Source organism: Streptomyces sp. NPDC021622 (assembly GCF_040640795.1).
GTDB lineage: Bacteria > Actinomycetota > Actinomycetes > Streptomycetales > Streptomycetaceae > Streptomyces.
In genome coordinates this window covers 664,016-688,652 of record NZ_JBFACK010000001.1, presented here as the reverse complement: position 1 = coordinate 688,652, position 24,637 = coordinate 664,016, and the positions used below count along the sequence as shown (strand labels likewise).

General features: G+C 70.4%; 21 protein-coding genes. 8 read left to right on the top strand and 13 right to left on the bottom strand.

Annotated elements, in window-relative coordinates; translation table 11 throughout:
* Positions 1-15 precede the first annotated feature (15 nt).
* A complete protein-coding gene (locus AB0G47_RS03110) occupies positions 16-918 on the bottom strand; it encodes an acyltransferase domain-containing protein (RefSeq protein ID WP_360763942.1) in 903 nt (300 codons plus the stop codon).
* A gap of 261 nt (positions 919-1,179) precedes the next feature.
* Between AB0G47_RS03110 and AB0G47_RS03105 the strand changes: the two genes are divergently transcribed.
* Positions 1,180-1,452 carry a DUF6343 family protein gene (locus AB0G47_RS03105; RefSeq protein ID WP_266869865.1) on the top strand — a complete coding sequence of 91 codons (273 nt, stop codon included), beginning with the start codon at positions 1,180-1,182 and terminating at the stop codon, positions 1,450-1,452.
* Here the strand turns inward: AB0G47_RS03105 and AB0G47_RS03100 are convergent.
* From AB0G47_RS03100 to AB0G47_RS03080, 5 genes are all read right to left on the bottom strand, one after another.
* Complete coding sequence (locus AB0G47_RS03100; RefSeq protein ID WP_360763460.1) at positions 1,449-1,841, bottom strand: tetratricopeptide repeat protein; 393 nt, start codon at positions 1,839-1,841, stop codon at positions 1,449-1,451. The two genes, AB0G47_RS03105 and AB0G47_RS03100, sit on opposite strands and share 4 nt — an antisense overlap.
* A 110-nt stretch (positions 1,842-1,951) precedes the next feature.
* Positions 1,952-2,335: a DUF3592 domain-containing protein gene (locus AB0G47_RS03095; RefSeq protein ID WP_360763459.1), complete on the bottom strand. Its 384-nt coding sequence runs from the start codon at positions 2,333-2,335 to the stop codon at positions 1,952-1,954.
* Positions 2,336-2,349: 14 nt separating this feature from the next.
* Positions 2,350-2,952 (bottom strand): dephospho-CoA kinase, encoded by a 603-nt coding sequence (coaE, locus tag AB0G47_RS03090; RefSeq protein ID WP_360763458.1) that lies wholly within the window; start codon positions 2,950-2,952, stop codon positions 2,350-2,352.
* A gap of 23 nt (positions 2,953-2,975) precedes the next feature.
* Positions 2,976-3,914, bottom strand: coding sequence for a PAC2 family protein (locus AB0G47_RS03085; protein ID WP_266868129.1), 939 nt, complete (start codon positions 3,912-3,914; stop codon positions 2,976-2,978).
* 132 nt (positions 3,915-4,046) lie between these two features.
* A complete protein-coding gene (locus AB0G47_RS03080; RefSeq protein ID WP_360763456.1) occupies positions 4,047-4,478 on the bottom strand; it encodes a hypothetical protein in 432 nt (143 codons plus the stop codon).
* Between the two features lie 253 nt (positions 4,479-4,731).
* Here AB0G47_RS03080 and AB0G47_RS03075 point away from each other — a divergent pair, with 253 nt between their 5' ends.
* A complete protein-coding gene (locus tag AB0G47_RS03075; protein WP_360763454.1) occupies positions 4,732-5,703 on the top strand; it encodes a right-handed parallel beta-helix repeat-containing protein in 972 nt (323 codons plus the stop codon).
* A gap of 181 nt (positions 5,704-5,884) precedes the next feature.
* On the opposite strand, the gene rpsA is transcribed toward AB0G47_RS03075, so the two are convergent.
* On the bottom strand, positions 5,885-7,399 hold the full coding sequence (rpsA, locus tag AB0G47_RS03070) for a 30S ribosomal protein S1 (RefSeq protein WP_135336207.1): 1,515 nt from the start codon (positions 7,397-7,399) through the stop codon (positions 5,885-5,887).
* 387 nt (positions 7,400-7,786) lie between these two features.
* Between rpsA and AB0G47_RS03065 the strand changes: the two genes are divergently transcribed.
* A complete protein-coding gene (locus tag AB0G47_RS03065) occupies positions 7,787-8,617 on the top strand; it encodes a class I SAM-dependent methyltransferase (protein WP_360763452.1) in 831 nt (276 codons plus the stop codon).
* Between the two features lie 49 nt (positions 8,618-8,666).
* Here AB0G47_RS03065 and AB0G47_RS03060 read toward each other — a convergent pair whose 3' ends face one another.
* The gene (locus AB0G47_RS03060) at positions 8,667-9,182 is read right to left on the bottom strand and encodes a GNAT family N-acetyltransferase (protein ID WP_360763446.1); all 516 of its coding nucleotides are present in this window, start codon (positions 9,180-9,182) and stop codon (positions 8,667-8,669) included.
* Between the two features lie 37 nt (positions 9,183-9,219).
* Between AB0G47_RS03060 and AB0G47_RS03055 the strand changes: the two genes are divergently transcribed.
* Positions 9,220-11,907: an ATP-dependent helicase C-terminal domain-containing protein gene (locus AB0G47_RS03055; RefSeq protein WP_360763444.1), complete on the top strand. Its 2,688-nt coding sequence runs from the start codon at positions 9,220-9,222 to the stop codon at positions 11,905-11,907.
* On the opposite strand, the gene AB0G47_RS03050 is transcribed toward AB0G47_RS03055, so the two are convergent.
* The 5 genes from AB0G47_RS03050 to polA form a co-directional block, all read right to left on the bottom strand.
* Positions 11,897-12,889: a DUF3068 domain-containing protein gene (locus tag AB0G47_RS03050; protein WP_360763442.1), complete on the bottom strand. Its 993-nt coding sequence runs from the start codon at positions 12,887-12,889 to the stop codon at positions 11,897-11,899. The genes AB0G47_RS03055 and AB0G47_RS03050 overlap by 11 nt on opposite strands.
* 19 nt (positions 12,890-12,908) lie before the next feature.
* Positions 12,909-13,043 (bottom strand): SPW_0924 family protein, encoded by a 135-nt coding sequence (locus tag AB0G47_RS03045; RefSeq protein WP_107099098.1) that lies wholly within the window; start codon positions 13,041-13,043, stop codon positions 12,909-12,911.
* A gap of 185 nt (positions 13,044-13,228) precedes the next feature.
* Positions 13,229-14,962, bottom strand: a complete 1,734-nt coding sequence (locus AB0G47_RS03040; RefSeq protein ID WP_360763440.1) for a lytic murein transglycosylase — start codon at positions 14,960-14,962, stop codon at positions 13,229-13,231.
* A 137-nt stretch (positions 14,963-15,099) separates the two neighbouring features.
* Positions 15,100-16,119, bottom strand: coding sequence for a serine hydrolase (locus AB0G47_RS03035; protein WP_360763438.1), 1,020 nt, complete (start codon positions 16,117-16,119; stop codon positions 15,100-15,102).
* 181 nt (positions 16,120-16,300) lie between these two features.
* Positions 16,301-19,042 carry a DNA polymerase I gene (gene polA / locus AB0G47_RS03030; RefSeq protein WP_360763437.1) on the bottom strand — a complete coding sequence of 914 codons (2,742 nt, stop codon included), beginning with the start codon at positions 19,040-19,042 and terminating at the stop codon, positions 16,301-16,303.
* A 122-nt stretch (positions 19,043-19,164) separates the two neighbouring features.
* Here polA and AB0G47_RS03025 point away from each other — a divergent pair, with 122 nt between their 5' ends.
* The 4 genes from AB0G47_RS03025 to AB0G47_RS03010 all read left to right on the top strand — a co-directional run bounded on the left by AB0G47_RS03025 (position 19,165) and on the right by AB0G47_RS03010 (position 24,595).
* Positions 19,165-21,459 carry an FdhF/YdeP family oxidoreductase gene (locus AB0G47_RS03025; RefSeq protein ID WP_360763435.1) on the top strand — a complete coding sequence of 765 codons (2,295 nt, stop codon included), beginning with the start codon at positions 19,165-19,167 and terminating at the stop codon, positions 21,457-21,459.
* A gap of 58 nt (positions 21,460-21,517) precedes the next feature.
* Positions 21,518-21,991: a hotdog fold thioesterase gene (locus tag AB0G47_RS03020; protein WP_360763433.1), complete on the top strand. Its 474-nt coding sequence runs from the start codon at positions 21,518-21,520 to the stop codon at positions 21,989-21,991.
* An 85-nt stretch (positions 21,992-22,076) separates the two neighbouring features.
* The gene (locus AB0G47_RS03015) at positions 22,077-22,481 is read left to right on the top strand and encodes a hypothetical protein (RefSeq protein WP_360763431.1); all 405 of its coding nucleotides are present in this window, start codon (positions 22,077-22,079) and stop codon (positions 22,479-22,481) included.
* Between the two features lie 866 nt (positions 22,482-23,347).
* Positions 23,348-24,595, top strand: coding sequence for a branched-chain amino acid ABC transporter substrate-binding protein (locus AB0G47_RS03010; protein WP_360763429.1), 1,248 nt, complete (start codon positions 23,348-23,350; stop codon positions 24,593-24,595).
* Positions 24,596-24,637 lie beyond the last annotated feature (42 nt).

Genomic DNA, 24,637 nt, shown 5'->3' with positions numbered 1-24,637 from the left:
CTCCTGTCGCTCCGGCTACAGCGGGAACCAGCCATGCCCCCCGTACCAATGACCTCCCGCCCGCAGATGGTCCCCCACCGCCCTCTCCACGCTGGTACGGCGCGGCAGTTCGGCCACGGGCAGGCCCCGGTCGCCGAAGACGAAGGCTATGGGGCCGTCGTCGTCCGGCTCCTCCTCATATCCCCGCGCCGCATGGAATCGCTCCTGGAAGCGGACGATGTTCGACTCCGCGGGCAGATACCGCTTCAGCTGCGGATCGAGCAGCCAGGAGTGGCAGACAGCTGTCTCATACCGTTCCTCCGGGAAGTGGCGCGCGAAGAACTCCCGCGCCAGCGCAAGCGACCGGTCACACGCCTCCGGAGTCAGCGGCCCCCGGAAGTCAGTGATGTGGATGTTGAGGCAGGGGTCGCCCGGGCCCGCGCTGTGCCCGCCGACGGATGTCGCCGCACCCATGCGCGCGCCGAGCACGGCGCGCTGGAACTGCAGTCGGCCCAATTGGTAGAGCTCTCCCCGGAAATGCAGGCTGTTCCACCCCGGCACCACGAGACCGCGGCCGCCGTGCGACCTGCGGTGCACCGCCAGATGCCGGCCCAGATCGGCGAGGGTGCGGCGCGAGACGTCGTCCGGGACACCGCGGCCGCGGTGATAGGAGCGGACCCGGGGCAGCGCCGCCACGTACACGAACACGAAGAAGCAGCGTCCGAGCTCCCCCAACTCCTCGGGCAGCACCGGGATCCGGGGGCCCGCTCCGGGCTTGCCCATGTCCCGTACGAGCGCGCCGACGCAGCGGTCGAGCAGCCATCGCGCGTCGGGATCATCCAGGAGCCGGCCGCGCAGCGCCACGAGGCCGTTGATGTCCTCGTGCCCGACGGCCAGGTCGAGCAGGACCTCCGGCAGGTCGTCGGCGTCCGGGAGCACCGCGCCCGCCCGCGGCGCGTCCGCGCCATCGAGATCCTTCAGCCACGACGCGAGGCTCTCGTCCGTCCTCGCCCGATCCCTCAGTACGTCCAGCACAGCCTTACCCCCGTTACAGCCAGCACAGCCTTGCCCCCGTTCGGCGACGCCGGCGACACGACGGCATCGGCGGCACATCCACGATCTTGCCGCCTCCGGCCCTTCCGGACCACCACCCACGGGTGGATCCTGGAGGGTGGAGAAGCAGGTGGAGAGAGGGTGGAGATGACCCTCATGATGCGTACAGGCAGTGAGCCGTTGACCGCGCGCAGTCCGCTGCGGATGCGTTTCTGGTTCAGCGTATGGGGCCTGGTCTGGGCAGTCTTCGGCACCGTCGTCTTCGCGCTCGTGGGACGCCCGCAGTGGGCGGCGGCGTGCGGCGTGCTGTTGCTGGTCGTCACCGTCGACATGGCGGTGGTGGTGCACCGCATCCACCAGGGGCCGCACTACCAGCCGGGCCGCGACATCCCGCCGTACGAGCCGCCGAGGACCGGCTAGCCGCCGCTGCTCTCGGCGCTGTTCTCGCCGCCGTCGAAGCGGGCCGCGGCCAGATACTCCGGCTGCGGGTCGAGCGCCGCGGCGAGGCGGAAGTGCCGCCGGGCCTGGTCCGGCCTCGCGGCGCGCTCATAGGTGCGGGCGAGCGCGAAGTGGGCGAACGCGTTGTCCGGCTCACGCTCCAGGACGATGCTGAACTCCAGCTCGGCGGCGCGCAGTTGGGCGGCGGCGAAGAAGGCGCGGGCCCTCAGCAGCCGGGCCGCCGTGTTCTCGGGGTGGGCAGCAATGACCGTGTCGAGCAGCTTCACCGCGCCTCGGGGATCGCGCGCGGCAAGGAGCTGCTCCGCCGCACGGAAGTCGATGACATGGGTCTCCGGGGTGATTTCGGGCACGCGTGACTCCTTCCCTCGCTCCACTGTGTCAACGCCCGCCACGCCGAAGCCTATTCCGCCGATTCACACGGGTCCCAAACCACAGAGCTCCGCCCTTTCGAGGCAGAGCTTCACAGCGCCACGGCCACCAGCACCAGCCCCAGAACCAAGATCGCCGAACCTGCCGCCACAAAGCCCCGGTCGATGCCCCTGCGCTCATGCCCGAGCAGCACCGCCTCGCGGGGATCGTCGCTGTCGTACGCGATCCGCACCCGGTCACCCGCGACCAGCGGCCGCTTCCGGCTGCGCGGCACCGGCGACACCACCTCGACGACCCGCCCGTCCCCCGTCTCGAACTGCAGCAGCGGCCGCTCGGCTCCCGGCTGCACCGCCTTGACCAGGGCCTGCGTCACCTCGCCCGAAGCGATGATGTGCCGGGTGCGCCCCAGGCCGTAAGCGCCGGCAAGCAGCGCGACCAGGCCGCCCAGAGCGGTGACCACCGCCAGTACGACCACCGACCCGCCCCCTTCTAGGCAGTCCGGGCCCGCCGCGCGAGGTCCGCCCATACGGCGGCGACGCGCTCTGCGAGGCCCTCCAGGGGGCCGTCGTTGTCGATGACGACGTCGGCGATCTCCCGTCGCTTCTCGCGCGTCGCCTGGGCGGCCATCCGCGCGCGAGCGTCCTCCTCGCGCATGCCGCGCAGCCGCACCAGACGGTCCAGCTGCGTCTCGGGGCTCGCGTCGACGACGACCACGAGGTCGTACAGCGGCGCCAGGCCGTTCTCCGCGAGCAGCGGCACGTCGTGGACGACCACCGCGTCCTCGGCGGCGGACGCCTCAAGCTCGGCGGAGCGGGCGCCGACCAGGGGGTGCACGATCGAGTTCAGTACGGCCAGCTTCTCCGGGTCGGCGAAGACGATCGCGCCCAGCTTCGGACGGTCGAGGGTGCCGTCCGGCGCGAGAATCTCCCGGCCGAAGGCTTCAACGACCGCCGCCAGACCCGGAGTTCCCGGTTCCACCACCTCGCGGGCGATCTTGTCGGCGTCGATAAGCACCGCTCCGGACGCGACGAGCAGCCGCGAGACTTCACTCTTGCCGGCGCCGATACCGCCGGTCAGGCCCACCTTCAGCATGACCGGCAGCTTAGGCGGTGGCGTCAGACGTCGCCCTCCCGCTCGGCGAGAAAGCGTTCGAATTCCTGGCCGATCTCGTCGGCCGACGGGATGTCCACGGGCTCCGCGAGCATGTTGCCCCGGTCCTGGGCACCCGCCGCCGCGTCGTACTGGTGCTCAAGCCCCTGGACCAGGGCGACCAGTTCCTCGTCGCCCTCCTGGATCTGCCGGTCGATCTCGGTCTGGGTGCGGTGCGCCTCGGTGCGAAGGCCGTGCGCGATGCCGGGGAGCACCAGGCCGGTCGCCGCGGTGATCGCCTCCAGGACCGTGAGGGCCGCGTCCGGGTACGCGGAGCGCGCGATGTAGTGCGGAACGTGCGCGGCGACACCGAGCACGTCGTGCCCCGCCTCCAGGAGGCGGTACTCGACGAGCGCAGCCGCGCTGCCCGGCACCTGCGCCTCGTCGAAGGGGCTGCGGTGCCCCGGCACCAGGTCGGTGCGGTTGCCGTGCGGGGTCAGGCCCACGGGCCGGGTGTGCGGCACGCCCATGGGGATGCCGTGGAAGTCCACCGAGAGACGTACGCCGAGGCGCTCGACAATCTGCCCGACGGCCGCCGCGAAGCGCTCCCACTCGACGTCCGGTTCGGGCCCGGAGAGCAGCAGGAAGGGCGCGCCGGTGGCGTCCTGGAGGAGCCGCACGTCGAGCGTGGGCACCTCGTAGTCGGTCCAGCGCTCACGCTTGAAGGTGAGCAGCGGGCGGCGCGCGCGGTAGTCGACGAGCCGGTCGTGGTCGAAGCGCGCCACCACCTGGCCCGGCAGGCTGTCCACGAGACGCTCGACGATCTGGTCGCCGGTCTCGCCCGCGTCGATGTATCCGTCGAAGTGGTAGAGCATGACAAGTCCGGCCGATTCCTGGGCGAGCGCCATGTCGACCACGTCGAGGCCCTTCGGCTCCCATGCGTACAAACCCTGCGGATCAAGCACTGTGACCGCTCCTCGCCCTCTGCATCGTGACTCGTACAGCAGAACGCCCGCCTGGGCACGGGCATTCCCTCCCGCGCCCCTTCACAGCGGCTTCTTACGTCACGTACATCCGGGCGGCCTGCACGCGCGCACCTAGGCGGCCGGCACGCGCGCGTGGAGCTTGCCGATCGCCCGGCGTACCGAGGTGAACGCGCCGTGCTGCCAGGCGTAGGTGTAGCCCAGCCAGTCACCGGCGAAGTAGACACGCCCCGTAGGCTCGTTGAGCGGCTTGCAGCGCGGGTCGTCGGGGCCACCTGGAGTGTCGTACCAGGCGGCCTCCAGGTACGGCGTCTTCTCCCGGCTGAAGCCGGGAGATTCCTGCTTACCTCGCGGCAGCGGGCTTGACGCGCTTTGCGCGCCTGACGACTGCCCTCCCGGCAGCCGAGATGAGCGCGAGGCCCATCCGGTAAAGGTGCAGAATGGGGCAGCGTGCGCCTGGGCGTCGGCCCTGAGCTCACACGCAGGGGACAGTGCCTGACGGGCACGACGCCCGAACAGCCGCTTCTCCAGGGCGTGTTCGCTCACGGAGCCACTCTGCTAACCGAGCGCCCCCCTCGCCGATCTTGCTGGACGCAGGGGCTCTGGCAACGGCCTGTTACGGCACGGGAGTTACTCGTACATCCACCACGTTTCTCTCCTCGCACACCCCGCGCGCCCACACCCTCCCGCACCCACCCAGGTCCAGACCTTGACGCGAACATGCCCCACCCGTACGTTCAGAATCACGCCCAAAGTTCATGTAGAAGAACACCCACACGAACAGAGAGGCCACCCCCACATGCGCACCCGACGCACCCTGCTCCTCTCCGCGCTCGCTGCGACGGCCGCCACCGGAGGCCTGGCCGTCGTGGCCACGGCGTCGCCCGCCCCGGGAGCCGCCGAGGTCATCGAGGTCTCCACGGCCGCCGAGCTCAAGTCCGCGCTCACAGAAGCCTCCCCGGGCGACACGATCCACCTCGCCGACGGAACGTACTCCGGGAACTTCAAGACGAGCACGGCCGCGAGCTCGGGCTCCCGCATCACGCTGACCGGCTCCTCCAAGGCGGTGCTCACCGCGGGCGGCGGCTACGGCCTGCACCTGAACGGCGCCTCCTACTGGACGGTGCGGGGCATCACCGTCACCGGCGGCCAGAAGGGCATCATGATCGACTCCGCCAAGGGCGTCGTGGTCGACACGGTCACGGTCCACGGCCTCGACATGGAGGGCGTCCACTTCCGGAAGTCGAGCAGCGACGGCGTCATCAAGAACTCGCGGATCTACGACACCGGGAACGACGGCCGCGGCATGGGAGAGGGCGTCTACGTAGGCACCGCCAACACGCTCGACGACAAGAGCGACAACGTACAGATCCTGGACAACACGATCGGCCCGGACGTGGGCGGCGAGGCCGTCGACATCAAGGAAGGCACCACGGGCGGCAAGGTCACCGGCAACACCTTCGACGGCAAGGGCCTGACCGGCGTCCACTACGACGACTCGTGGATCGACGTGAAGGGCAACGACTACGTCATCGCGAACAACACCGGCAAGAACACCACGAACAACGGCTACGAAACCCACACCCAGCAGTCCGGCTGGGGCTGCGGCACGGTCTTCCGCGCCAACAAGTCGGACCTGACCGGCTCGACGGGCGACAAACAGCTGGCGATCAACGTGACGAACTACAGCGACAACTGCAAGACGACGGTGTACGCGAGCAACACAGTGACGGCAGGCAAGGGCCTGACGAACATCAAGGTGACGCCGTAAGCAGGTCTTTGACTGACGCCCTCAGGTGCGCCCCGAAGGGGCGCGGGGAACTGCGCGACAAGCCCCCACGACCCGCAGACGACACACGACCGGAGGCGCGAAGCGCGAACGCACCGCGGGCCCGCACCTCCGAAGAGGTGCGGGCCCGCGGTGTTCAGCTACTACCGCCTAGGGGCGAGCCTCAGCTCTGACCGCCGGCAAGCTTCTCGCGAAGCGCGGCAAGCGCCTCGTCCGAGGCCAGCGCACCAGAGGTGTCGTCCGACTCCGAGGAGTACGAACCACCGCTGCTGCTGCCACCGGCAGCCGGCGCACCGGCGGAAGCCGGAGCGGCAGCGCCCTCGGCCTCGGCCTGGGCGTCCGCCTCGCGGGACTTGATGACCTGGGCCTGGTGCTGCTCGAAGCGCTGCTGCGCCTCGGCGTACTGGCCCTCCCAAGCCTCGCGCTGGGTCTCGAAGCCCTCGAGCCAGTCGTTGGTCTCGGGGTCGAAGCCCTCGGGGTAGATGTAGTTGCCCTGGTCGTCGTAGGACGCGGCCATGCCGTACAGGGTCGGGTCGAACTCGACGGCCGACGGGTCGGCACCGAAGGACTCGTTGGCCTGCTTGAGGCTCAGCGAGATCCGGCGACGCTCGAGGTCGATGTCGATGACCTTGACGAAGATCTCGTCGTTGACCTGGACGACCTGCTCCGGGATCTCCACGTGGCGCTCGGCCAGCTCGGAGATGTGGACCAGACCCTCGATGCCCTCGTCGACGCGCACGAACGCACCGAACGGAACGAGCTTGGTGACCTTACCGGGAACGACCTGCCCGATCTGGTGCGTGCGGGCGAACTGCTGCCACGGGTCTTCCTGCGTCGCCTTGAGCGACAGGGACACGCGCTCGCGGTCCATGTCCACGTCGAGAACCTCGACGGTGACTTCCTGGCCGACCTCGACAACCTCGGAGGGGTGGTCGATGTGCTTCCAGGAGAGCTCGGAGACGTGCACGAGACCGTCGACGCCGCCGAGGTCCACGAACGCACCGAAGTTGACGATCGAGGAAACGACGCCGGAGCGGACCTGACCCTTCTGCAGGGTCGTGAGGAAGGTCTGACGGACCTCGCTCTGGGTCTGCTCGAGCCAGGCACGGCGGGACAGGACCACGTTGTTGCGGTTCTTGTCCAGCTCGATGATCTTGGCCTCGAGCTCCTTGCCCACGTAGGGCTGGAGGTCGCGGACGCGGCGCATCTCGACGAGGGAGGCCGGAAGGAAGCCACGGAGGCCGATGTCGAGGATGAGACCACCCTTGACGACCTCGATGACGGTACCGGTGACGATGCCGTCTTCTTCCTTGATCTTCTCGATCGTGCCCCAGGCACGCTCGTACTGAGCGCGCTTCTTGGACAGGATCAGACGGCCTTCCTTGTCCTCCTTCTGGAGAACCAGGGCCTCGATCTCGTCACCAACCGCGACGACCTCGTTCGGGTCGACGTCGTGCTTGATGGAGAGCTCGCGGCTCGGGATGACGCCTTCGGTCTTGTAACCGATGTCGAGCAGGACCTCGTCCCGGTCGACCTTCACGATGACGCCGTCGACGATGTCGCCGTCGTTGAAGTACTTGATCGTCTCGTCGATCGCGGCGAGGAAGGCTTCCTCGTTACCGATGTCGTTGACCGCTACCTGCGGGGTGGTGGCGGTGGTCTCGGTGCTGCTCGTCATGTGGGTAAGGGCTCCGGTACGGACAGAGAGTCGTAGGTACTGCTAGCGCCGGAGCCGATTTCGCTCTGAAGAAGCCGGACAGCTTTGGAAGCGCCCAATCCAGGTTTCCGGAGAAACGGAAGGCGCCTCGACAACCGAGGGGTTTACAACAGACGCGAGCGCAGCCTGCTATGTCTGAGGAGCGCAGGCTCGCAGCGCAACTTGTAGCATACGGGGGCAGCCGGACAGGGTCAATGCGCGAAGGCGCACACCCGGGGCGGATCGCCGCAATCCCGGCACAAATGCTGTCGCATGAGGCCACACGGGCCGCAGCGCGCCCTGCCGCGACGCATGGGGGGCACGTCCCGCTGCACCGAGCCGCGACAAGTCAGACGGAAGAGTACGACGATGGAGCCGATCATCCAAGAGTCCGAGCCGCCCGAGACGCCCGAACCGGAAGCCACCCGGCGTGACGCAGACGTCACGGAGAGCAGCCGCGCCAATCGCGGCTGGTGGGACAGGAACGCGGACGAGTACCAGATCGAGCACGGCACCTTCCTGGGGGACGACCGTTTCGTGTGGGGTCCCGAGGGGCTCGACGAGGTGGAGGCCGAGCTGCTTGGCCCGCCGGACGACCTGAAGGGCAAGGACGTACTGGAGATCGGCGCGGGCGCGGCGCAGTGCTCGCGCTGGCTCGCCGCGCAGGGCGCCCGCCCGGTCGCCCTCGACCTCTCGCACCGCCAGCTGCAGCACGCGCTGCGGATCGGCGGCGGGGTGCCGCTGGTGGAGGCCGACGCGGGAGCGCTGCCGTTCGCCGACGGCAGCTTCGACCTGGCGTGCTCCGCCTACGGAGCGCTGCCCTTCGTCGCCGATCCGGTGCGGGTCCTCAAGGACGTGCACCGGGTGCTGCGGCCCGGCGGCCGGTTCGTGTTCTCGGTGACGCACCCGATGCGCTGGGCCTTCCCCGACGAGCCGGGCCCGGAGGGTCTCTCCGTGGCGGCCTCCTATTTCGACCGCACTCCTTATGTAGAGCAGGACGAGAAGGGGGGTGCCGTCTACGTGGAGCACCACCGGACGGTCGGCGACCGGGTGCGGGACGTGGTGGCCGGCGGCTTCCGCCTGGTCGACCTGGTGGAGCCGGAGTGGCCCGCGTGGAACACCCAGGAGTGGGGCGGCTGGTCCCCGCTGCGCGGGAATCTCATCCCGGGGACGGCGATCTTCGTCTGCGTACGGGACTGACCGCCTACGTAGACACCGCCTATGTAGGCGGTGTCTACGTAGATACCGCCTAGCCGTCGGTCTCGTGGGCCCAGGTCAGCAGGGTGTAGACGCGGCCGCCCTTGCCCGTCACATGCTCCGGCTCCTCGTCGGTGAGGCGGAAGCCGAGCCGGTCGGCGACGGCGACGCTCGGGCCGTTGTCCGGTTCTATCTGCAGCAGGACGCGCGGCAGGCCGAGCGTTGTGTGGGCGTACTCCGTGAGGAGCCGGGTGGCGCGCGGGGCCAGGCCCTGTCCCCGGTGGGCGGCCCCGACCGCGTAACCGATGGTGCAGCGCGTGAGGCTGAGCAGGATCTCGCCCAGGGGCCGCAGGCCGTCGGTGGTGATGGCGAGGTTGATGCGCTTGCCCTCGCTCTCGCGGATCGCCTGGAGGTAGTCGCGGGCGGCGGCCTCGTCGAAGGGCGAGACGAGCGGGGTGCGGTGGGCGACGGCCGGGTCGTCGAAGAGTTCGGCCATGACCGGCAGGTCGTCGCTCGTCCACTCGCGCAGCACGAGTCCGTCGCCGGTGATCCGCAGGGGTTCGGGCATGGGATCACCGTATCCGCGTACTTGGGAGACTGGGGGCGTGATCCGTACCGACGAACTTCAGCGCCTTCCCGTGCGTGCTGCCCTGCCCGCTCTGCGCGGCGCCCTCGACGACCACGGTGTCGCCGTGCTGTGCGCGCCGCCCGGCACCGGCAAGACGACGCTGGTGCCGCTGGTGCTCGCTGGGCTCGTCGGGGACGCGCCGGTACGTCGTGTGGTGGTCGCCGAGCCCCGGCGCATCGCGGCGCGGGCGGCCGCGCGGCGGATGGCGTGGCTGCTCGGCGAGAAGGTCGGCGGGAGTGTCGGCTACACGGTGCGCGGTGAGCGCGTGGTGGGGCGGCACACGCGCGTGGAGGTCGTCACGACCGGTGTGCTGTTGCAGCGGCTGCAGCGGGACCAGGAGCTGGCCGGTGTCGACGTGGTCGTCATCGACGAGTGCCATGAGCGGCATCTGGACGCGGACACCGTGGCGGCGTTCCTGGTCGACGTGCGGGCTGCGCTGCGGCCCGAGCTGCGTCTGGTGGCGGCGTCGGCGACGACGGACGCGCAGGGGTGGGCGCGGCTGCTCGGGGACGCGCCGGTGGTCGAGGCCGAGGGAGTCTCGCATCCGGTGGATGTCGTCTGGGCGCCGCCCGCGCGGCCGGTGCGGCCGCCGCACGGGATGCGGGTGGACCCGGCGCTGCTTACGCATGTGGCGGCGACGGTGCGGCGCGCGCTGGCCGAGCGGGACGGGGACGTGCTGTGTTTCCTGCCCGGGGTCGGTGAGATCGCGCGGGTGGCGGGGCAGCTGGGGGACGCGCCCGCCGAGGTCCTTCAGGTGCACGGGCGGGCGCCGGCGGCCGTGCAGGACGCGGTGCTCGCGGGCTCGGCGGGCGGTGCGCGCAGGGTGGTCCTCGCGACGTCGGTGGCCGAGTCGTCCCTGACGGTGCCGGGGGTGCGGGTCGTCGTCGACTCGGGGCTCGCGCGTGAGCCACGGGTGGATCACGCGCGGGGGCTGAGCGCGTTGGCGACGGTACGGGCTTCGCAGGCGGCGGGCCGGCAGCGGGCGGGGCGCGCGGGGCGTGAGGCTCCTGGGGCCGTCTACCGCTGCTGGGCGGAGGCGGAGGACGGGCGTCTGCCGCGCTTTCCCTCGCCCGAGATCAAGGTGGCCGACCTGACGGCGTTCGCCCTGCAGGCGGCCTGCTGGGGCGATCCGGAGGCCTCCGGGCTCGCCCTGCTCGACGCTCCGCCGGGCGGTGCGATGGCGGCGGCGCGGGGGGTTCTGACGGCGATCGGGGCGGTGGACGCGGGCACGGGGCGTGTGACGGAGCGGGGGACCCGGCTGGCCCGGGTGGGCCTGCACCCCCGCCTTGCCCGCGCCCTGCTGGACGCCGCACCGGTGGTCGGCGCCCGGCGGGCCGCAGAGGTGGTGGCCCTCCTGAGCGAGGAGCCGCCCCGCGAGTACGGCGACGACCTCGCGGCGGCGTGGCGCGAGGCCCGGCGGGGCGGGGACGGGTACGCCGCCCGCTGGCGCACCGAGACCCGGCGGCTCGCCTCCTCAGTACCCGCGCCTCCGGCGCGGGATCTTTCCCACTCGCCCACCCATGACCCTGCATCGAGCCCTCCTGACGCCGAGGTACGTGCGGGGCGGTGGGAGGAGGGCAGCAGCGGGAATGCCGGGGGCAGGGGCAGCCGGACGGCGCAGGAGGGCCCGAGCTCAGACGCCGGAAAAGGGGCGGGCGGGTGGGAGAGGGGTCATGCCGGAGGCGATGAGCGGGCCGCCGGGCTCATTGCCGCGCTCGCGTTTCCCGAGCGGGTCGGGCGGCGGGTGTCGGACGGGACGTATCTCATGGTCGGCGGGCCCCGGGGCGAGATCAGGCCCGGGTCCGCGCTGAGCGGCGCCGAGTGGATCTCCGTAGCCGTGGCGGACCGCCCCGTAGGCGCCGGGCACGCACGCGTGCTGCTCGGCGGGCATATCGACGAGGACGTCGCCCGGAGCGCGGCAGCGCCGCTGTACAGCGAAGGGGACGAGGTCGGCTGGGGCGACGGGGATCTCGTCGCGCGGCACGTCGAGCGGCTGGGGGCCGTGGAATTGGCGGTGCGGCCTCTCAAGAAGCCCGCCCCCGGACTCGTACGAGAAGGGCTGCTCGCCGGGCTGCGAGAAGAAGGGACCGCGCTCCTGAACTGGTCGCGGGGTGCGCGGGAGCTGCGGCAGCGGCTCGACTTTCTGCATCGGCACCTCGGGGCGCCCTGGCCCGACGTATCGGAAAACGCCCTCCACGCGCGCGTGGACGAGTGGCTGGAGCCCGAGCTCTCCAAGGCGCGGCGGCGCTCCGATCTGGGCCGCATCGACGCGGGGCAGGCCCTGGGCCGGCTCCTGCCGTGGGCGACCGGTGAGGCGACCCGCCTGGACGCGCTCGCCCCGGAGCGGGTGGAGGTGCCGAGCGGGTCCAGGATCCGGATCGACTACGCCGACCCCGAACAGCCCGTCCTCGCCGTGAAGTTGCAGGAGATGTTCGGCCTCGCCGAGACGCCGCGCATCGCGGACGGCTCCGTACCCGTCGTCGTCCATCTGCTGTCCCCCGCCGGGCGCCCCGCGGCCGTCACCGCCGATCTCGCGTCCTTCTGGCGGGACGGCTACCGGGCGGTGCGGGCGGAGCTGCGCGGGCGGTATCCGAAGCATCCGTGGCCGGAGGATCCGGTGGGGGCCGAGGCCACGCGGTTCACCAAGGCGCGGCTCAGGCGTTGACGGGTTCCGGTTCGGGGGCCGCCGCGGGCTCCGGCTCGCCCGGCCTTCGGCTGCGGGCCTCGAGCCAGAGGGAGAGCGCGAGCAGGAGCAGGCCGAGGCCCAGGAAGCCCCAGGGGAGATAGGACGTCATGAGGAGGACCAGGACGCGCTGGGACTTGACCAGGTCGACGGTGTTCTGGATGTAGTCCTCGCGCATCTTCACGTGCCCCGAGAACACGGTGAGCTTGTCGCGGTCGCCAAGGAGCGTGCCGCCGCGCAGTTCGTTGCGCTGGATCTCCTCGCCGTAGACGGGCGCCCCGGTGGTCGGCTCGACCCAGAACTTGCGGACCGTGGTGTACCAGCGGGTGGTGCCGGTCTTGGCGAGCGACTCCGCGGTGACGCCCTTGACCGGCATCGTCTTGGGGAAGGGGACCTTGGTCCAGGGGATGGTCTGCTCGAAGTAGTAGACGTCGACGCCGCGGAACTTCTGGGTGCCCTTGTAGTGGATGGGCCTGGTGATGCGGGCCTGCGCGTCGAAGTACTCGTAGTCCCGCTTCTCGGTCAGGAAGGGCCACTTGAACTCGATGCCCTGCCGCTTGACCGGGTCGCCGTCGACCATCTCGCCCTTGGCGTGCACCGGTTCCTGGCTGTGCGCGTCGAAGATGTAGCGCTCGGGGATCTTGGAGACCATCTTGCCGTCGGCGTCCTGGACGTAGGAGAGGGCGTCCCAGACGACGACGTCGCGGTCGGCGCTCTTCTCGACCTTCTCCGAAGCCTCCACATTGCCCTTGAGGGTCTGCACGATGGTGACCTTGTCGACCTTCTTGGCCGTCATGGAGCCATAGTCGATGAGGGTCGGGTTCTGCGCCTCGAGGACGGCCTCCTGGTACTGGTTCGGCGGGATCTTGGCGAGGCGCGGGAAGGCGTACCAGCGCATGAGCGGGGACATCGCCGTGAAGAAGACGGCGAAGGCGAGCAGGATCAGGCTGGCCTTGCGGCGCATCGCGGCGGCCCTCCCTACGTTATGGGTGCTTGGGGACGGTGGTGAGGAGCGGCTCCGGTGAGGTCTCGCCGGGCGGGGCTCCGATCGCCGTGATCGTCAGGACCAGGGCGAAGGCGACGGCAAGACCGGTCGCGGCGGCGATGAGAGCGCGCATGCGGATCCTCCCGAGGCGGGGACGCTGATGACACCGGCACCCGGACGCGCCGACCATGAACTGACAGGGCGTCAGGGCTGGGGCACCGTAGCAACGCGGCGGCGAGATGAGAACACGTTGCACACACAGGAACGCCCCTGCGCCGTGCGGGCGCAGGGGCGTTGCTCGGGAGACGTGCGGTGCGGCTAGGCCACCGGGGCCGCCACCTTCAGTTCGACCGTGAGCGTCGCGCCGCCCGCGGTGGTGATGCGCAGGAGGTAGGTGCCCGCCGTGTCGTCCGCGTACATCTTCGGGAGCTTGAGTACGCCGTCGGCGTCCGTCTTCAGGGCCTTGAGCGTACGGACCGGCTTGCCGTCCGCGTCCTTGAAGTACGGGCCCTTGTCGTTGGCCGTGGCGTCGGTCGCCGACGTGACCATGGTCGCGGTGGCCGCGACGCGGTCGGCGACTGCTCCCTTGTACGTCGCCTTGACCTCCACCTGGTCGGCGAACTCCGTGCCCGGCACGCAGGTCAGCGCCTTGTCGTCGGTCCTGGCCAGGGCGTCGGCCTGGCGCGCGGTGACCGTCGCCGTGTAGTCGAGGCCGGGCAGCGAGCGGCCGACGACCGTGGCCCGCACCGTGAACTCGCCGCTCTTCTCCCCCGCCTTGATCACCGGGGCGGTGGCCTTTCCGGTGGCGCTCGTGGTGACCGTGGCGCTCGTCGTGCCGCCGTCGAAGCGGGCGTCCGTGTCGCCGACGATCGCGAACTTGACCTGGACCTTGGCCACGGCGGATCCCGAAGCGGACTCCGTACGCACCACGACGCGTCCGGCGAAGGCGTCGCCCGCCGTCGCGGAGAGCTTGCCGGTGCCGGCGTCCTCCAGGCGCGAGACCCGGTCGGTGGGCGAGGGGGTGGGGTCCGGGCTCTCGGAGCCGCCGCCGCTCGGCGGCGTGGTCGGGCCGGTGCTTCCGCCGCTGCCGGGCTCGGACGGGTTGCCCGAACCGGGCTTGTCCGTACCCGGGTTGCTCGGCTTGCTGGGCTTGCTCGGCTTCGGCGAGGGCGAACCTGAGCCGCCGGGCACCGGGCTCGGGCTGATGCTCGGCCTGCCGCCGTCGCTGCGGTCGTCCGGCAGGACGCCCGTGCCGTCGGGGATCTCGTGGGTGCCCTTGCGGTAGTACTCCAGCCACGTCAGGACGGTGGTCAGGTACTCCGTCGAGTGGTTGTAGCTCAGGATCGCCTTGTGCAGGTCGCCGCCGCCGGACTCGTCGGACAGATCGCGGTCGCTCGCGCAGAGGTAGTGGCCCGCGGCGAGCGCGGCGTCGTAGATGTTGTTGGGGTTCTTCTTGCCGTCGCCGTTGCCGTCCTGCGCCCAGGTGTCCCACGTCGACGGGATGAACTGCATGGGGCCGACGGCGCGGTCGTGCGTGGTGTCGCTGTCGTACGCGCCGTTGTCGGTGTCGGTGATCTTCGCGAAGCCGTTGCCGTTGAGGACCGGGCCGAGGATCGGTTTGAGCGTGGTGCCGTTCGCGTCGACGCGGCCGCCGCGCGCCTGGCCCGACTCGACCTTGCCTATCGCCGCGAGCAGCTGCCAGGGGAGGTTGCAGCCAGGCTTGGAGGCGGCGAGGGAGGACTCGGCCTTCTTGTACGCGTCCAGGACCGTGGCCGGTATGCCGCCCGCCACCGCGGCGTCCGAGTCGCCGCCGGTGGGCGCTCCGGTCGGCGGGACCGGGGTGTTCAGGGGCGGCAGGTCCGTGTAGTAGGGCGAGTTGCCGGTCGCGGAGTCCTCGGGTGGCGGCGTGGCGCCGGATGCTCCCGCCCGCTCGTCGCGCGGGACGTCCGTCACGCCCGGGGCCTGGGACGCGGCGAGTGCCGCCACCGCCGCCGCGGCCACCGCGGTGGTCACCGCTCCCCTGCGCAACCGCCTGCCGAATACCGCCGCCATGACTGTGGACCCCTCCCCTGGACGACTCTGCGTCTGCGTGCCGCCACCCGCACTCTCGCGCTCATGTTCCCCTGCGGGCCGACCCAGGCGACACTACGACAACTTCCGGCGCCCAGACACCCGTTCGTGCCCGATTTTCACCGGTTGGCCGAGTCCTGTTCGGGTGGGGCTTCGGGTGGTTCCTCGGGTGTGGCTTCCGGCGGGACCTCGAACTGGCTCTCGGGCGGGGCCGAGCCGTCGGGGACTTCGCTGATCTCGTTCTCCGGGGTCAGTCCCTGCCCCGCGGCGCGGCCCTTGTTGAGCGCGCGGTGCACGGCCTGTGCGACGCGTTCGATGGTACGGACCCCGTACTTCATCGTGGGGTTGTCGTGCGAGAGGACGACGATGCGGTACGCGCGGCCCGCGGACTCGGCGGCGGTGAACGCGCCGACGCTGTGCACCCGCCAGCCGTGCGTGGAGCGGGGCAGCCAGCCGTTCTTGAGGTGGGCCCTGGTGCCGCGGGGCATTCCGGCGGGCACGCCCCAGCGCTGGTCGCGGCGCACCTCGTTCAGCTGCTTCAGGCCGTACGCGCGTGAGGCGGGGCTCAGCAGGGATTGGGCCTTGGCCGTCGTGAGAACGCCGAGGACGCGGAGCTGGTCGGCCGCGGTGCTGCGGGTCAGCCCCCAGAAGCCGTACGGGTTGAGCGTGGTGTCCGTGGTGCCTGCGCGGCGCAGGTAGCGGGCGATGTAGGGCATGCCGAGGTCGTCCCAGAGGCTCCGGGCCGCGGTGTTGTCCGAGCGGATGATCATGGGGCGGATCGTGCCGCGCTCCCAGGCGGTCAGTCCGCGCCGCCAGTCCTGGGCCCGGCGCAGCGCCGCCTCCATGATCATGACCTTGGCGACGCTCGCGGTGTCGTAGCTGCGGCGTTCGGCCACGGCGCAATGGAGGCCCGTGCCGGGGTCGTGGACGGCTACGGAGACGGTGCCCCGCCGGGCGGCCAGGACGGCGCGGATGTCGCGGGAGAGCTGGGCGGCGAGGGCGAGGTCGCTGCGGGCTGTGCAGGAGGCGGCGCGTTGCGCCGTGCTTGCCCTTGCGGCGGTCGCGGGGAGGGGGGTGAGGAGGGTGGTGACCAGTGCCGTGGCTATCGCTATTCGACGCTTTCGCAGGTGAGGGGACATGCGGTCATCGTGGCGGGGTCGCCTTCTGCGGGCCTGGGGGCCTGGGCCACGTGGGTGAGGGGCCCTGGCCGGGGCGGGCGGGGCCCGGTGCGCACTCCGCAGCGCGCGCACCGCCCTGGGGCTCCGCCCCAGACCCCGCTCCTCAAACGCCGGAGGGGCTGAATTTTGCCCCCGCGCAGCCCTAGTGCGCCGCCGACTCCCAGTCCGCGCCATCCCCCACCGAGACATCCAGCGGAGCCCGCAGCGACACCGCTCCCGCCATCTCCCGGCGGACGATCTCCTCCACCTTCGCGCGCTCGCCCGGGGCGATCTCCAGGACGATTTCGTCGTGGACCTGGAGCAGCATCCGCGAGCTCAGCTTCGCCTTGGTCAGGGCCGCGTCCACATTCAGCATGGCGATCTTGACGATGTCGGCGGCCGTGCCCTGGATCGGGGCGTTCAGGGCCATCCGCTCGGCCATCTCGCGGCGCTGGCGGTTGTCGCTGTTGAGGTCCGGGAGGTAGCGGCGGCGGCCCAGCATCGTCTCCGTGTAGCCCGTCGCGCGGGCTTCGTCGACGGCTCGGCGCAGATAGTCGCGTACGCCGCCGAAGCGCTCGAAGTACGTGTCCATCAGTGAACGGGCCTCGCCCGCCTCGATGTTGAGCTGCTGGGAGAGGCCGAACGCGGAGAGGCCGTACGCCAGGCCGTACGACATGGCCTTGATCTTGCGGCGCATCTCGGCGTCGACGTCCGAGCGCTCCACGCCGAACACCTGCGAGGCGACCGTGGTGTGCAGGTCCTCGCCGGACGTGAAGGCCTCCAGGAGGCCCTCGTCCTCGGAGAGGTGGGCCATCACGCGCAGTTCGATCTGGCTGTAGTCCGCGGTCATCAGGGACTCGAAGCCCTCGCCGACCACGAAGCCGCGGCGGATCGCCCGGCCCTCGTCCGTGCGGACCGGGATGTTCTGCAGGTTCGGGTCCGTGGAGGACAGGCGGCCCGTCGCCGCGACCGTCTGGTTGAAGGTCGTGTGGATACGGGTGTCCGCGGCGATCGTCTTGATCAGGCCCTCGACCGTGACGCGGAGCTTCGCCTGCTCGCGGTGGCGCAGCATGATGACCGGCAGTTCGTTCTCGGTCTGGGCCGCGAGCCAGGCCAGGGCGTCCGCGTCCGTGGTGTAGCCGGTCTTGGTCTTCTTGGTCTTGGGGAGGTTCAGCTCTCCGAAGAGGACTTCCTGGAGCTGCTTGGGCGAGCCCAGGTTGAACTCGTGCCCGGCCGCCTCGTGCGCCTCCTTCACCGCCTGCTGCACCGCGCCCGCGAACTGCTGCTCCATCGCCTCCAGATGGGCGCGGTCCGCCGCGATGCCGTGCCGCTCCAGGCGGGCCAGGAGGATGGAGGTGGGCAGTTCGACGTCCTTGAGGAGGTCGGCCGCGCCGACCTCCTGGAGCTTCTCGCCGAAGGCCGTGCCCAGGTCGAGGATCGTGCGGGCCTGCGTCATCAGCGACTCGGCCTCGGCCTGGTCGTCCTCCTCCGTACCGAAGGCGAGCTGGCCGTCGGCCGCCGACGCGGGCGCGAGCTCACGGCCCAGATACTCCAGGGACAGCGCGTCCAGGGCGAAGGAGCGGCGGCCCGGCTTCACCAGGTACGCGGCGAGTGCCGTGTCCATGGTGACGCCGTCCACGGTCCAGCCGTGCTCGGGGAAGACCCGCATCGCGCCCTTGGCGTTGTGCAGGACCTTGGGCTTGGCCGGATCGGAGATCCAGGCCGCGAACGCGTTCTCGTCGGCCTCGTCCAGGCGGGACGGGTCGAACCAGGCGGCCGCTCCCCCGGCCGCCGCGAGGGCCACCTCGGTCACCGAGCCCGTGCCGAGCTGCCAGGTGTCGACCGAGGCCATACCCAGGACCGCCTTGCCGTGCTCGGCGAGCCACGGGGCGAGCTCGCCCGCGCCGAGCACCGTGCCGTCCAGCTCGACGCCGGGCTCCGCCGGTGTCTCCTCGGCCTCCTCCGCGCCGGGGTCCACGGCGAGCAGCCGCTCGCGCAGCGAGGGGTTACGGATCTCCAGGGTGTCGAGCACCATGGCCAGGGCCGTGCGGTCGTACGGAGCGCGCTCAAGGTCGGTGACCGTCTTGGGCAGCTCGACGTCGCGCACCATCTCCGTGAGCCGGCGGTTCAGCTTCACCGCGTCCAGGTGGTCGCGGAAGTTCTGCCCGGCCTTGCCCTTGACCTCTTCGGCGCGCTCGACCAGCTCGGCGAAGGAGCCGAACTGGTTGATCCACTTCGCGGCGGTCTTCTCGCCGACGCCGGGGATGCCGGGGAGGTTGTCCGACGGGTCGCCGCGCAGGGCCGCGAAGTCGGGGTACTGGCCGGGCGTGAGGCCGTACTTCTCCTGGACCTTCTCCGGCGTGAAGCGCGTCAGCTCGGAGACGCCCTTCGTGGGGTACAGCACCGTCACGTGGTCGGTGATCAGCTGGAAGGAGTCGCGGTCGCCGGTGACGATCAGGACCTCGAAGCCGGCCGCCTCGGCCTGGGTGGCGAGCGTGGCGATCACGTCGTCGGCCTCGAAGCCGTCCACCGCGAACCGCACCGCGTGCATCGCGTCGAGCATCTCGCCGATCAGCTCGACCTGGCCCTTGAATTCGTCCGGGGTCTTGGAGCGGTTCGCCTTGTACTCGGGGAACTCCGAGGAGCGCCACGTCTTGCGCGAGACGTCGAAGGCCACCGCGAAGTGCGTGGGCGCCTCGTCGCGCAGCGTGTTCGCCAGCATCGACGCGAAGCCGTAGATCGCGTTCGTCGGCTGGCCCGTCGCGGTCGTGAAGTTCTCCGCGGGCAGCGCGAAGAACGCCCGGTACGCCAGGGAGTGCCCGTCCATGAGGAGCAGGCGCGGGCGCTGCTCGCCACTGGGCTTCGTCGCGGTCTCGGACTTCTTCTTCGCTGCTTTTTCTGCCACGTCCCCGATCCTGCCACGCCCCACTGACAGTCAGACCCAACCCTCACCCGCCGCCGCCCTGTCACTGCCGCGTGGGAGGATCGAAGACGTAGCCCACGCACGTGCTCGAAGGGGAGCCGACCATGGCAAGCAAGCCGCCCAAGGGTGATCCGGTCCAGGACGCGCCGCAGGTCGCGGAGGTGCAGCACGCCGCCGCGGGGCTGCCCGCCATCGGTCATACGCTGCGGATGGCGCAGCAGCAGATGGGTGTGCGCCGCACGGCCCTGACCTTGCTGCGGGTCAACCAGAAGGACGGCTTCGACTGCCCCGGCTGCGCCTGGCCCGAGCCGGAGCACCGGCACAAGGCCGAGTTCTGCGAGAACGGCGCGAAGGCGGTCGCCGAGGAGGCGACGCTGCGCCGCGTCACCCCCGACTTCTTCGCCGCGCACCCCGTCGCGGACCTCGCGACGCGCAGTGGGTACTGGCTGGGGCAGCAGGGCCGCCTCACCCACCCCATGTATCTGGCGGAGGGCGCCGAGCGCTACGAACCGGTCTCCTGGGAGCGGGCCTTCGACATCGTCGCCGATGAACTCGCGGCGCTTGAGAGCCCGGACGAGTCCGTCTACTACACCTCGGGCCGCACCAGCAATGAAGCGGCGTTCCTGTATCAGCTGTTCGCCCGCGAGCTGGGCACGAACAATCTGCCCGACTGTTCGAACATGTGCCATGAGTCGTCGGGCTCCGCGCTCACGGAGACCATCGGCATCGGCAAGGGCAGCGTCCTCCTGGAGGACCTCTACCAGTCGGATCTGATCATCGTCGCCGGGCAGAACCCGGGCACGAACCATCCGCGCATGCTCTCCGCCCTGGAGAAGGCGAAGAACAACGGCGCGAAGATCATCACGGTCAATCCGCTGCCCGAGGCGGGCCTGGAGCGCTTCAAGAACCCGCAGACCCCGCAGGGCATGCTCAAGGGCACCGCCCTGACCGACCTCTTCCTGCAGATCCGCCTCGGCGGCGACCAGGCTCTCTTCCGCCTCCTCAACAAGCTCATCCTCGACACGGACGGTGCGGTCGACGAGGAGTTCGTCCGCGAACACACCCATGGGTACGAGGAGTTCACCGAGGCCGCTCGGGACGCCGACTGGGACGAGACGCTCGCCGCGACCGGCCTGGAGCGCGCGAGGATCGAGGAAGCCCTCGCCATGGTCCTCGCCTCGAAGCGCACCGTCGTGTGCTGGGCGATGGGCCTGACCCAGCACAAGCACGCCGTCCCGACCATCCGCGAGGTCGTCAACTTCCTTCTGCTGCGCGGCAACATCGGCCGCCCCGGTGCGGGCGTCTGCCCGGTGCGCGGGCACTCGAATGTGCAGGGCGACCGCACGATGGGCATCTTCGAGCGGCCCGCGCCCGCCTTCCTCGACGCCCTGGAGAAGGAGTTCGGCTTCGCGCCGCCGCGCGAGCACGGCCTGGATGTCGTCCGCGCCATCAAGGCCCTGCGGGACGGCGAGGCGAAGGTGTTCTTCGCGATGGGCGGCAACTTCGTGGCGGCGTCGCCCGACACGGAGGTGACGGAGGCGGCGATGCGCAAGGCCCGCCTGACGGTGCACGTCTCGACGAAGCTGAACCGTTCGCACACCGTCACGGGTGCGCGGGCACTGATCCTGCCGACGCTGGGCCGCACGGAGCGGGATCTCCAGATCACCCCGGAAGGGAAGCACGCCGAGCAGTTCGTGACCGTCGAGGACTCCATGGGCATGGTGCACGCCTCGCGCGGCCGCCTTGAACCCGCGAGCCCGCATCTGCTCTCCGAGCCGGCCATCGTGTGCCGCCTCGCCCGCCGCGTTCTCGGCGCCGAATCGGCCACCCCCTGGGAGGAGTTCGAGAAGGACTACGCGACGGTGCGCGACCGCATCGCGCGCGTGATCCCCGGCTTCGAGGACTTCAACGCGCGCGTGGCGGACCCCGCGGGCTTCACCCTGCCGCACGCCCCGCGCGACGAGCGCCGCTTCCCCACGGCGACCGGCAAGGCCAACTTCACCGCCGCCCCGGTCGAGTTCCCGGAGCTCCCCAAGGGCCGGCTGCTGCTGCAGACGCTGCGCTCGCACGACCAGTACAACACCACGATCTACGGCCTTGACGACCGCTACCGGGGCATCAAGAACGGCCGCAGGGTGGTCCTGGTCAACCCAGAGGACGCCCGTGAGCTGAACCTGGCCGACGGGTCGTACGCGGACCTCGTCAGCGAGTGGAAGGACGGCGTCGAGCGGCGCGCGCCCGGCTTCCGGATCGTGCACTATCCGACGGCCCGGGGCTGCGCGGCGGCGTACTACCCGGAGACGAACGTGCTGATCCCGCTGGACGCGACCGCCGACACCAGCAACACCCCTGCCAGCAAGTCCGTCGTCGTACGCCTGGAACAATCAGGCACCGACTGAGCGTTCGCTCAGCGACAGCAGCAGCGACAACCGTGGACGACGAACGGAGCAGGGCCCCATGGGCGAGCAGCACAGCGTGAAGTTCCCGCAAGAGGTCATCGACGAGTACGCCGCGCTCGGCGTCGACCTGCCCGCCCTGTTCTCCGCGGGCGACCTGGGCACCCGGATGGGCGTCCAGATCCTTGAGGCCTCCGCGGACCGCGTCGTCGGCACCATGCCGGTCGAGGGCAACACCCAGCCGTACGGCCTGCTGCACGGCGGCGCGTCCGCGGTGCTCGCCGAGACCCTCGGCTCGGTGGGCTCGATGCTGCACGGCGGCAGCACGAAGCTCGCCGTCGGTGTCGACCTGAACTGCACGCACCACCGGGGCGCGCGCTCGGGCCTGGTCACCGGCGTGGCGACGCCCGTGCACCGGGGCCGCTCCACGGCGACGTACGAGATCGTGATCACCGATGAGCAGGACAAGCGGGTGTGCACCGCGCGGCTGACGTGTCTGCTGCGCGACGTGGAGCCCAACGGCTCCGCCGGGTAAGCAGGTTGAGGGCGGGCGCACCCCCGCTGGATCAGGCGCGCCCCGCGCATTGTCGGAGCGCACGGCTCCGGTCTAGCGTCGGTGCATGAGGCACCGGAAGCAGGTCTGTGCGCTCGCCCTCACCACCCTCCTGGCCGCCACGCCCGGTGTCACCGGATGCGGAGGCTCCTCTCCCACCGACACCGCGAGCCGCGGCAGGACCCCCGCCCCCTCCCCGAGCACCACACCACCCGAAGACCTCTGCACCCTCCTGATCACCCAGTGGGGCCGGCAGATCTACGACTCGGGCGAGGAGACGTACGGCGACTATCAGTCGATGGGCCTCTCCAACGGCCAGTACATGATCCTGCGGGACACCCTCGACCTCGCCCGCGCCGAGCGCAAACGCCAAGGCGCCGACGCGGGACGGAAGTTGATCGCCCGGGAGGCCCGTGAGCGGTGCGAGCGGCGCTACCGCGACGGGGAGCCGAGCGGCGGGCCGTGGGTGTGAACGCCATCGGCCCCATCGAGCCCGGCGAAGACACCTATGACGCCCACGAGGCCCAGGGCCCCGCACACCCCGTGCGCCCCCGCCCGCGCCTCACCCGTCGCCACCGCACAGCGCTGGTCCTCGCCACGGCCGCCGCCGTAGGGGCCGCCTCCCTCGGCCTCTACCTGACCCGCCCTCGACCTCCGGCGCCGCCGCCACCGCTCCATCCGTCGCAGACCGTGTCCGTGAAGTACGAGGGCGACATGACGCGTCCACGGGCCGACGAACGCACCTTCAGCTTCACCATCGGCGTCAGTCAGGACGCGGGTCCCCCGGTGTCCGTCAGACGGATCGCCCAGCCGTCGGCGGCCCTTTCGGTCACCGCCGCCCCCCATACCCCATTCACAGTGAAAACGGGAAGCCCTCGTACAGCACGAATCACCATGCACATTCGCGAATGTCGAAATGTGCCACGGAATGCCGGTCTCCCTTTCCTCGCCGTAACACTGCGTAATGCGCGCGCAAAGGAGACGCAGAGCTTCATCCTCGGCTCGGCGTACGCAAAAGATCTTTCTCGGGCCCTGACAGCTGCATGCCCCCAGAACACTGATGTCATGAGTAAAACACCCTGACAGTCCTGCAAGGTCTCAGCATGCGGGATGCGCCGAAGGTGGCGTATTCCGCCCCATCCACCCCCTGAGTTCCGGCCCTGAATACTCCCTGGCATAACAAGAGCGTCACACCTTTGGCCTGACCACTCCACCAGGAACAATTCGGCCCTTAGAGTCACGGCCAGTCACCGCGCCCACCGGATTCCTGTCAGTTCGGTTCCGCGCACGACTCGGCCACCCAACAGGGGAGGGCCGTGCCAGGGGAAAGGACTGATCGTGCGTCAACGTTCGCTCATAGCCATCACCGCAGCACTCACCGCGGGGGCACTCACCCTCACCGCCTGTGGCTCGCGCGACGACAAGGACAAGGGAGACTCCGCGGGCGGCGGCACCACCGTCGTCATCGGTGTCGACGCGCCGCTGACCGGTGACCTGTCCGCGCTGGGCCTCGGCATCCGCAACTCCGTGGATCTCGCCGCCAAGCAGGCCAACGAGAAGAAGTACGTCGACGGCATCACCTTCAAGGTGGAGTCCGCCGACGACCAGGGGCAGCCCGCCTCGGGCCAGACCAACGCCACGAAGTTCGTCGCCAACAAGGACATCCTCGGCGCCGTCGGCCCCCTGAACTCCTCCGTCGGCGAGTCGATGCAGAAGGTCTTCGACGACGCGAAGCTCGTCCAGGTCTCCCCCGCCAACACCAACCCGGCCATGACCCAGGGCCAGGACTGGAACGGCGGCAAGAAGGTCCGCCCGTACAAGGCCTACTTCCGTACGGCGACCACCGACGCGATCCAGGGTCCGTTCGCCGCGCAGTACCTGTACAACAAGGCCAAGAAGAAGAAGGTCTTCGTCGTCGACGACAAGAAGACCTACGGCGCGGGCCTCGCCGCCACCTTCAAGGACGAGTTCACCAAGCTCGGCGGCAAGGTCGCCGGCACCGAGCACGTGAACCCGGACACCAAGGACTTCGGCGCCGTCGCCACCAAGATCAAGAACTCCGACGCGGACGTCGTCTACTACGGCGGCGAGTACCCCGCGGCAGGACCGCTCAGCAAGCAGATGAAGAAGGCCGGTGCCAACATCCCGCTGGCCGGCGGTGACGGCATCTACAGCGCCGACTTCGTCAAGCTCGCGGGCAAGGAGGGCAAGGGCGACTTCGCCACCTCCGTCGGCCAGCCCGTCGAGAAGCTGCCGTCCGCCAAGGAGTTCATCGCGAACTACAAGAAGGCCGGCTACAAGGAGGCCTACGAGGCCTACGGCGGCTACTCGTACGACTCGGCCTGGGCGATCATCGAAGCGGTGAAGAAGGTCGTCGAGGACAACGACGGCAAGCTGCCCGACGACGCCCGCGAGAAGATCGTCGAAGCCATGCAGGACGTCTCCTTCGACGGCGTGACCGGCAAGGTCTCCTTCGACCAGTACGGCGACGCCACCAACAAGCAACTCACCGTGTACGAGGTCAAGTCCACCGAGGACCCGGCCAAGGGCTGGAAGCCCGTCGAGTCCGGTACCTACACCGGCTGACCCTCCCCGCAGCCCACGACACCACCGCGCGGGGCGCTGCCC

Bases quoted from the DNA above. Each gene is read 5' to 3' on its own strand.
- AB0G47_RS03105 (WP_266869865.1), top strand. From the start codon at position 1,180: ATGACCCTCATGATGCGTACAGGCAGTGAGCCGTTGACCGCGCGCAGT.
- coaE (WP_360763458.1), bottom strand. From the start codon at position 2,952: ATGCTGAAGGTGGGCCTGACCGGCGGTATCGGCGCCGGCAAGAGTGAA.
- AB0G47_RS03075 (WP_360763454.1), top strand. From the start codon at position 4,732: ATGCGCACCCGACGCACCCTGCTCCTCTCCGCGCTCGCTGCGACGGCC.
- rpsA (WP_135336207.1), bottom strand. From the start codon at position 7,399: ATGACGAGCAGCACCGAGACCACCGCCACCACCCCGCAGGTAGCGGTC.
- AB0G47_RS03065 (WP_360763452.1), top strand. From the start codon at position 7,787: ATGGAGCCGATCATCCAAGAGTCCGAGCCGCCCGAGACGCCCGAACCG.
- AB0G47_RS03060 (WP_360763446.1), bottom strand. From the start codon at position 9,182: ATGCCCGAACCCCTGCGGATCACCGGCGACGGACTCGTGCTGCGCGAG.
- AB0G47_RS03050 (WP_360763442.1), bottom strand. From the start codon at position 12,889: ATGCGCCGCAAGGCCAGCCTGATCCTGCTCGCCTTCGCCGTCTTCTTC.
- AB0G47_RS03045 (WP_107099098.1), bottom strand. From the start codon at position 13,043: ATGCGCGCTCTCATCGCCGCCGCGACCGGTCTTGCCGTCGCCTTCGCC.
- AB0G47_RS03040 (WP_360763440.1), bottom strand. From the start codon at position 14,962: ATGGCGGCGGTATTCGGCAGGCGGTTGCGCAGGGGAGCGGTGACCACC.
- AB0G47_RS03035 (WP_360763438.1), bottom strand. From the start codon at position 16,119: ATGTCCCCTCACCTGCGAAAGCGTCGAATAGCGATAGCCACGGCACTG.
- AB0G47_RS03025 (WP_360763435.1), top strand. From the start codon at position 19,165: ATGGCAAGCAAGCCGCCCAAGGGTGATCCGGTCCAGGACGCGCCGCAG.
- AB0G47_RS03020 (WP_360763433.1), top strand. From the start codon at position 21,518: ATGGGCGAGCAGCACAGCGTGAAGTTCCCGCAAGAGGTCATCGACGAG.
- AB0G47_RS03015 (WP_360763431.1), top strand. From the start codon at position 22,077: ATGAGGCACCGGAAGCAGGTCTGTGCGCTCGCCCTCACCACCCTCCTG.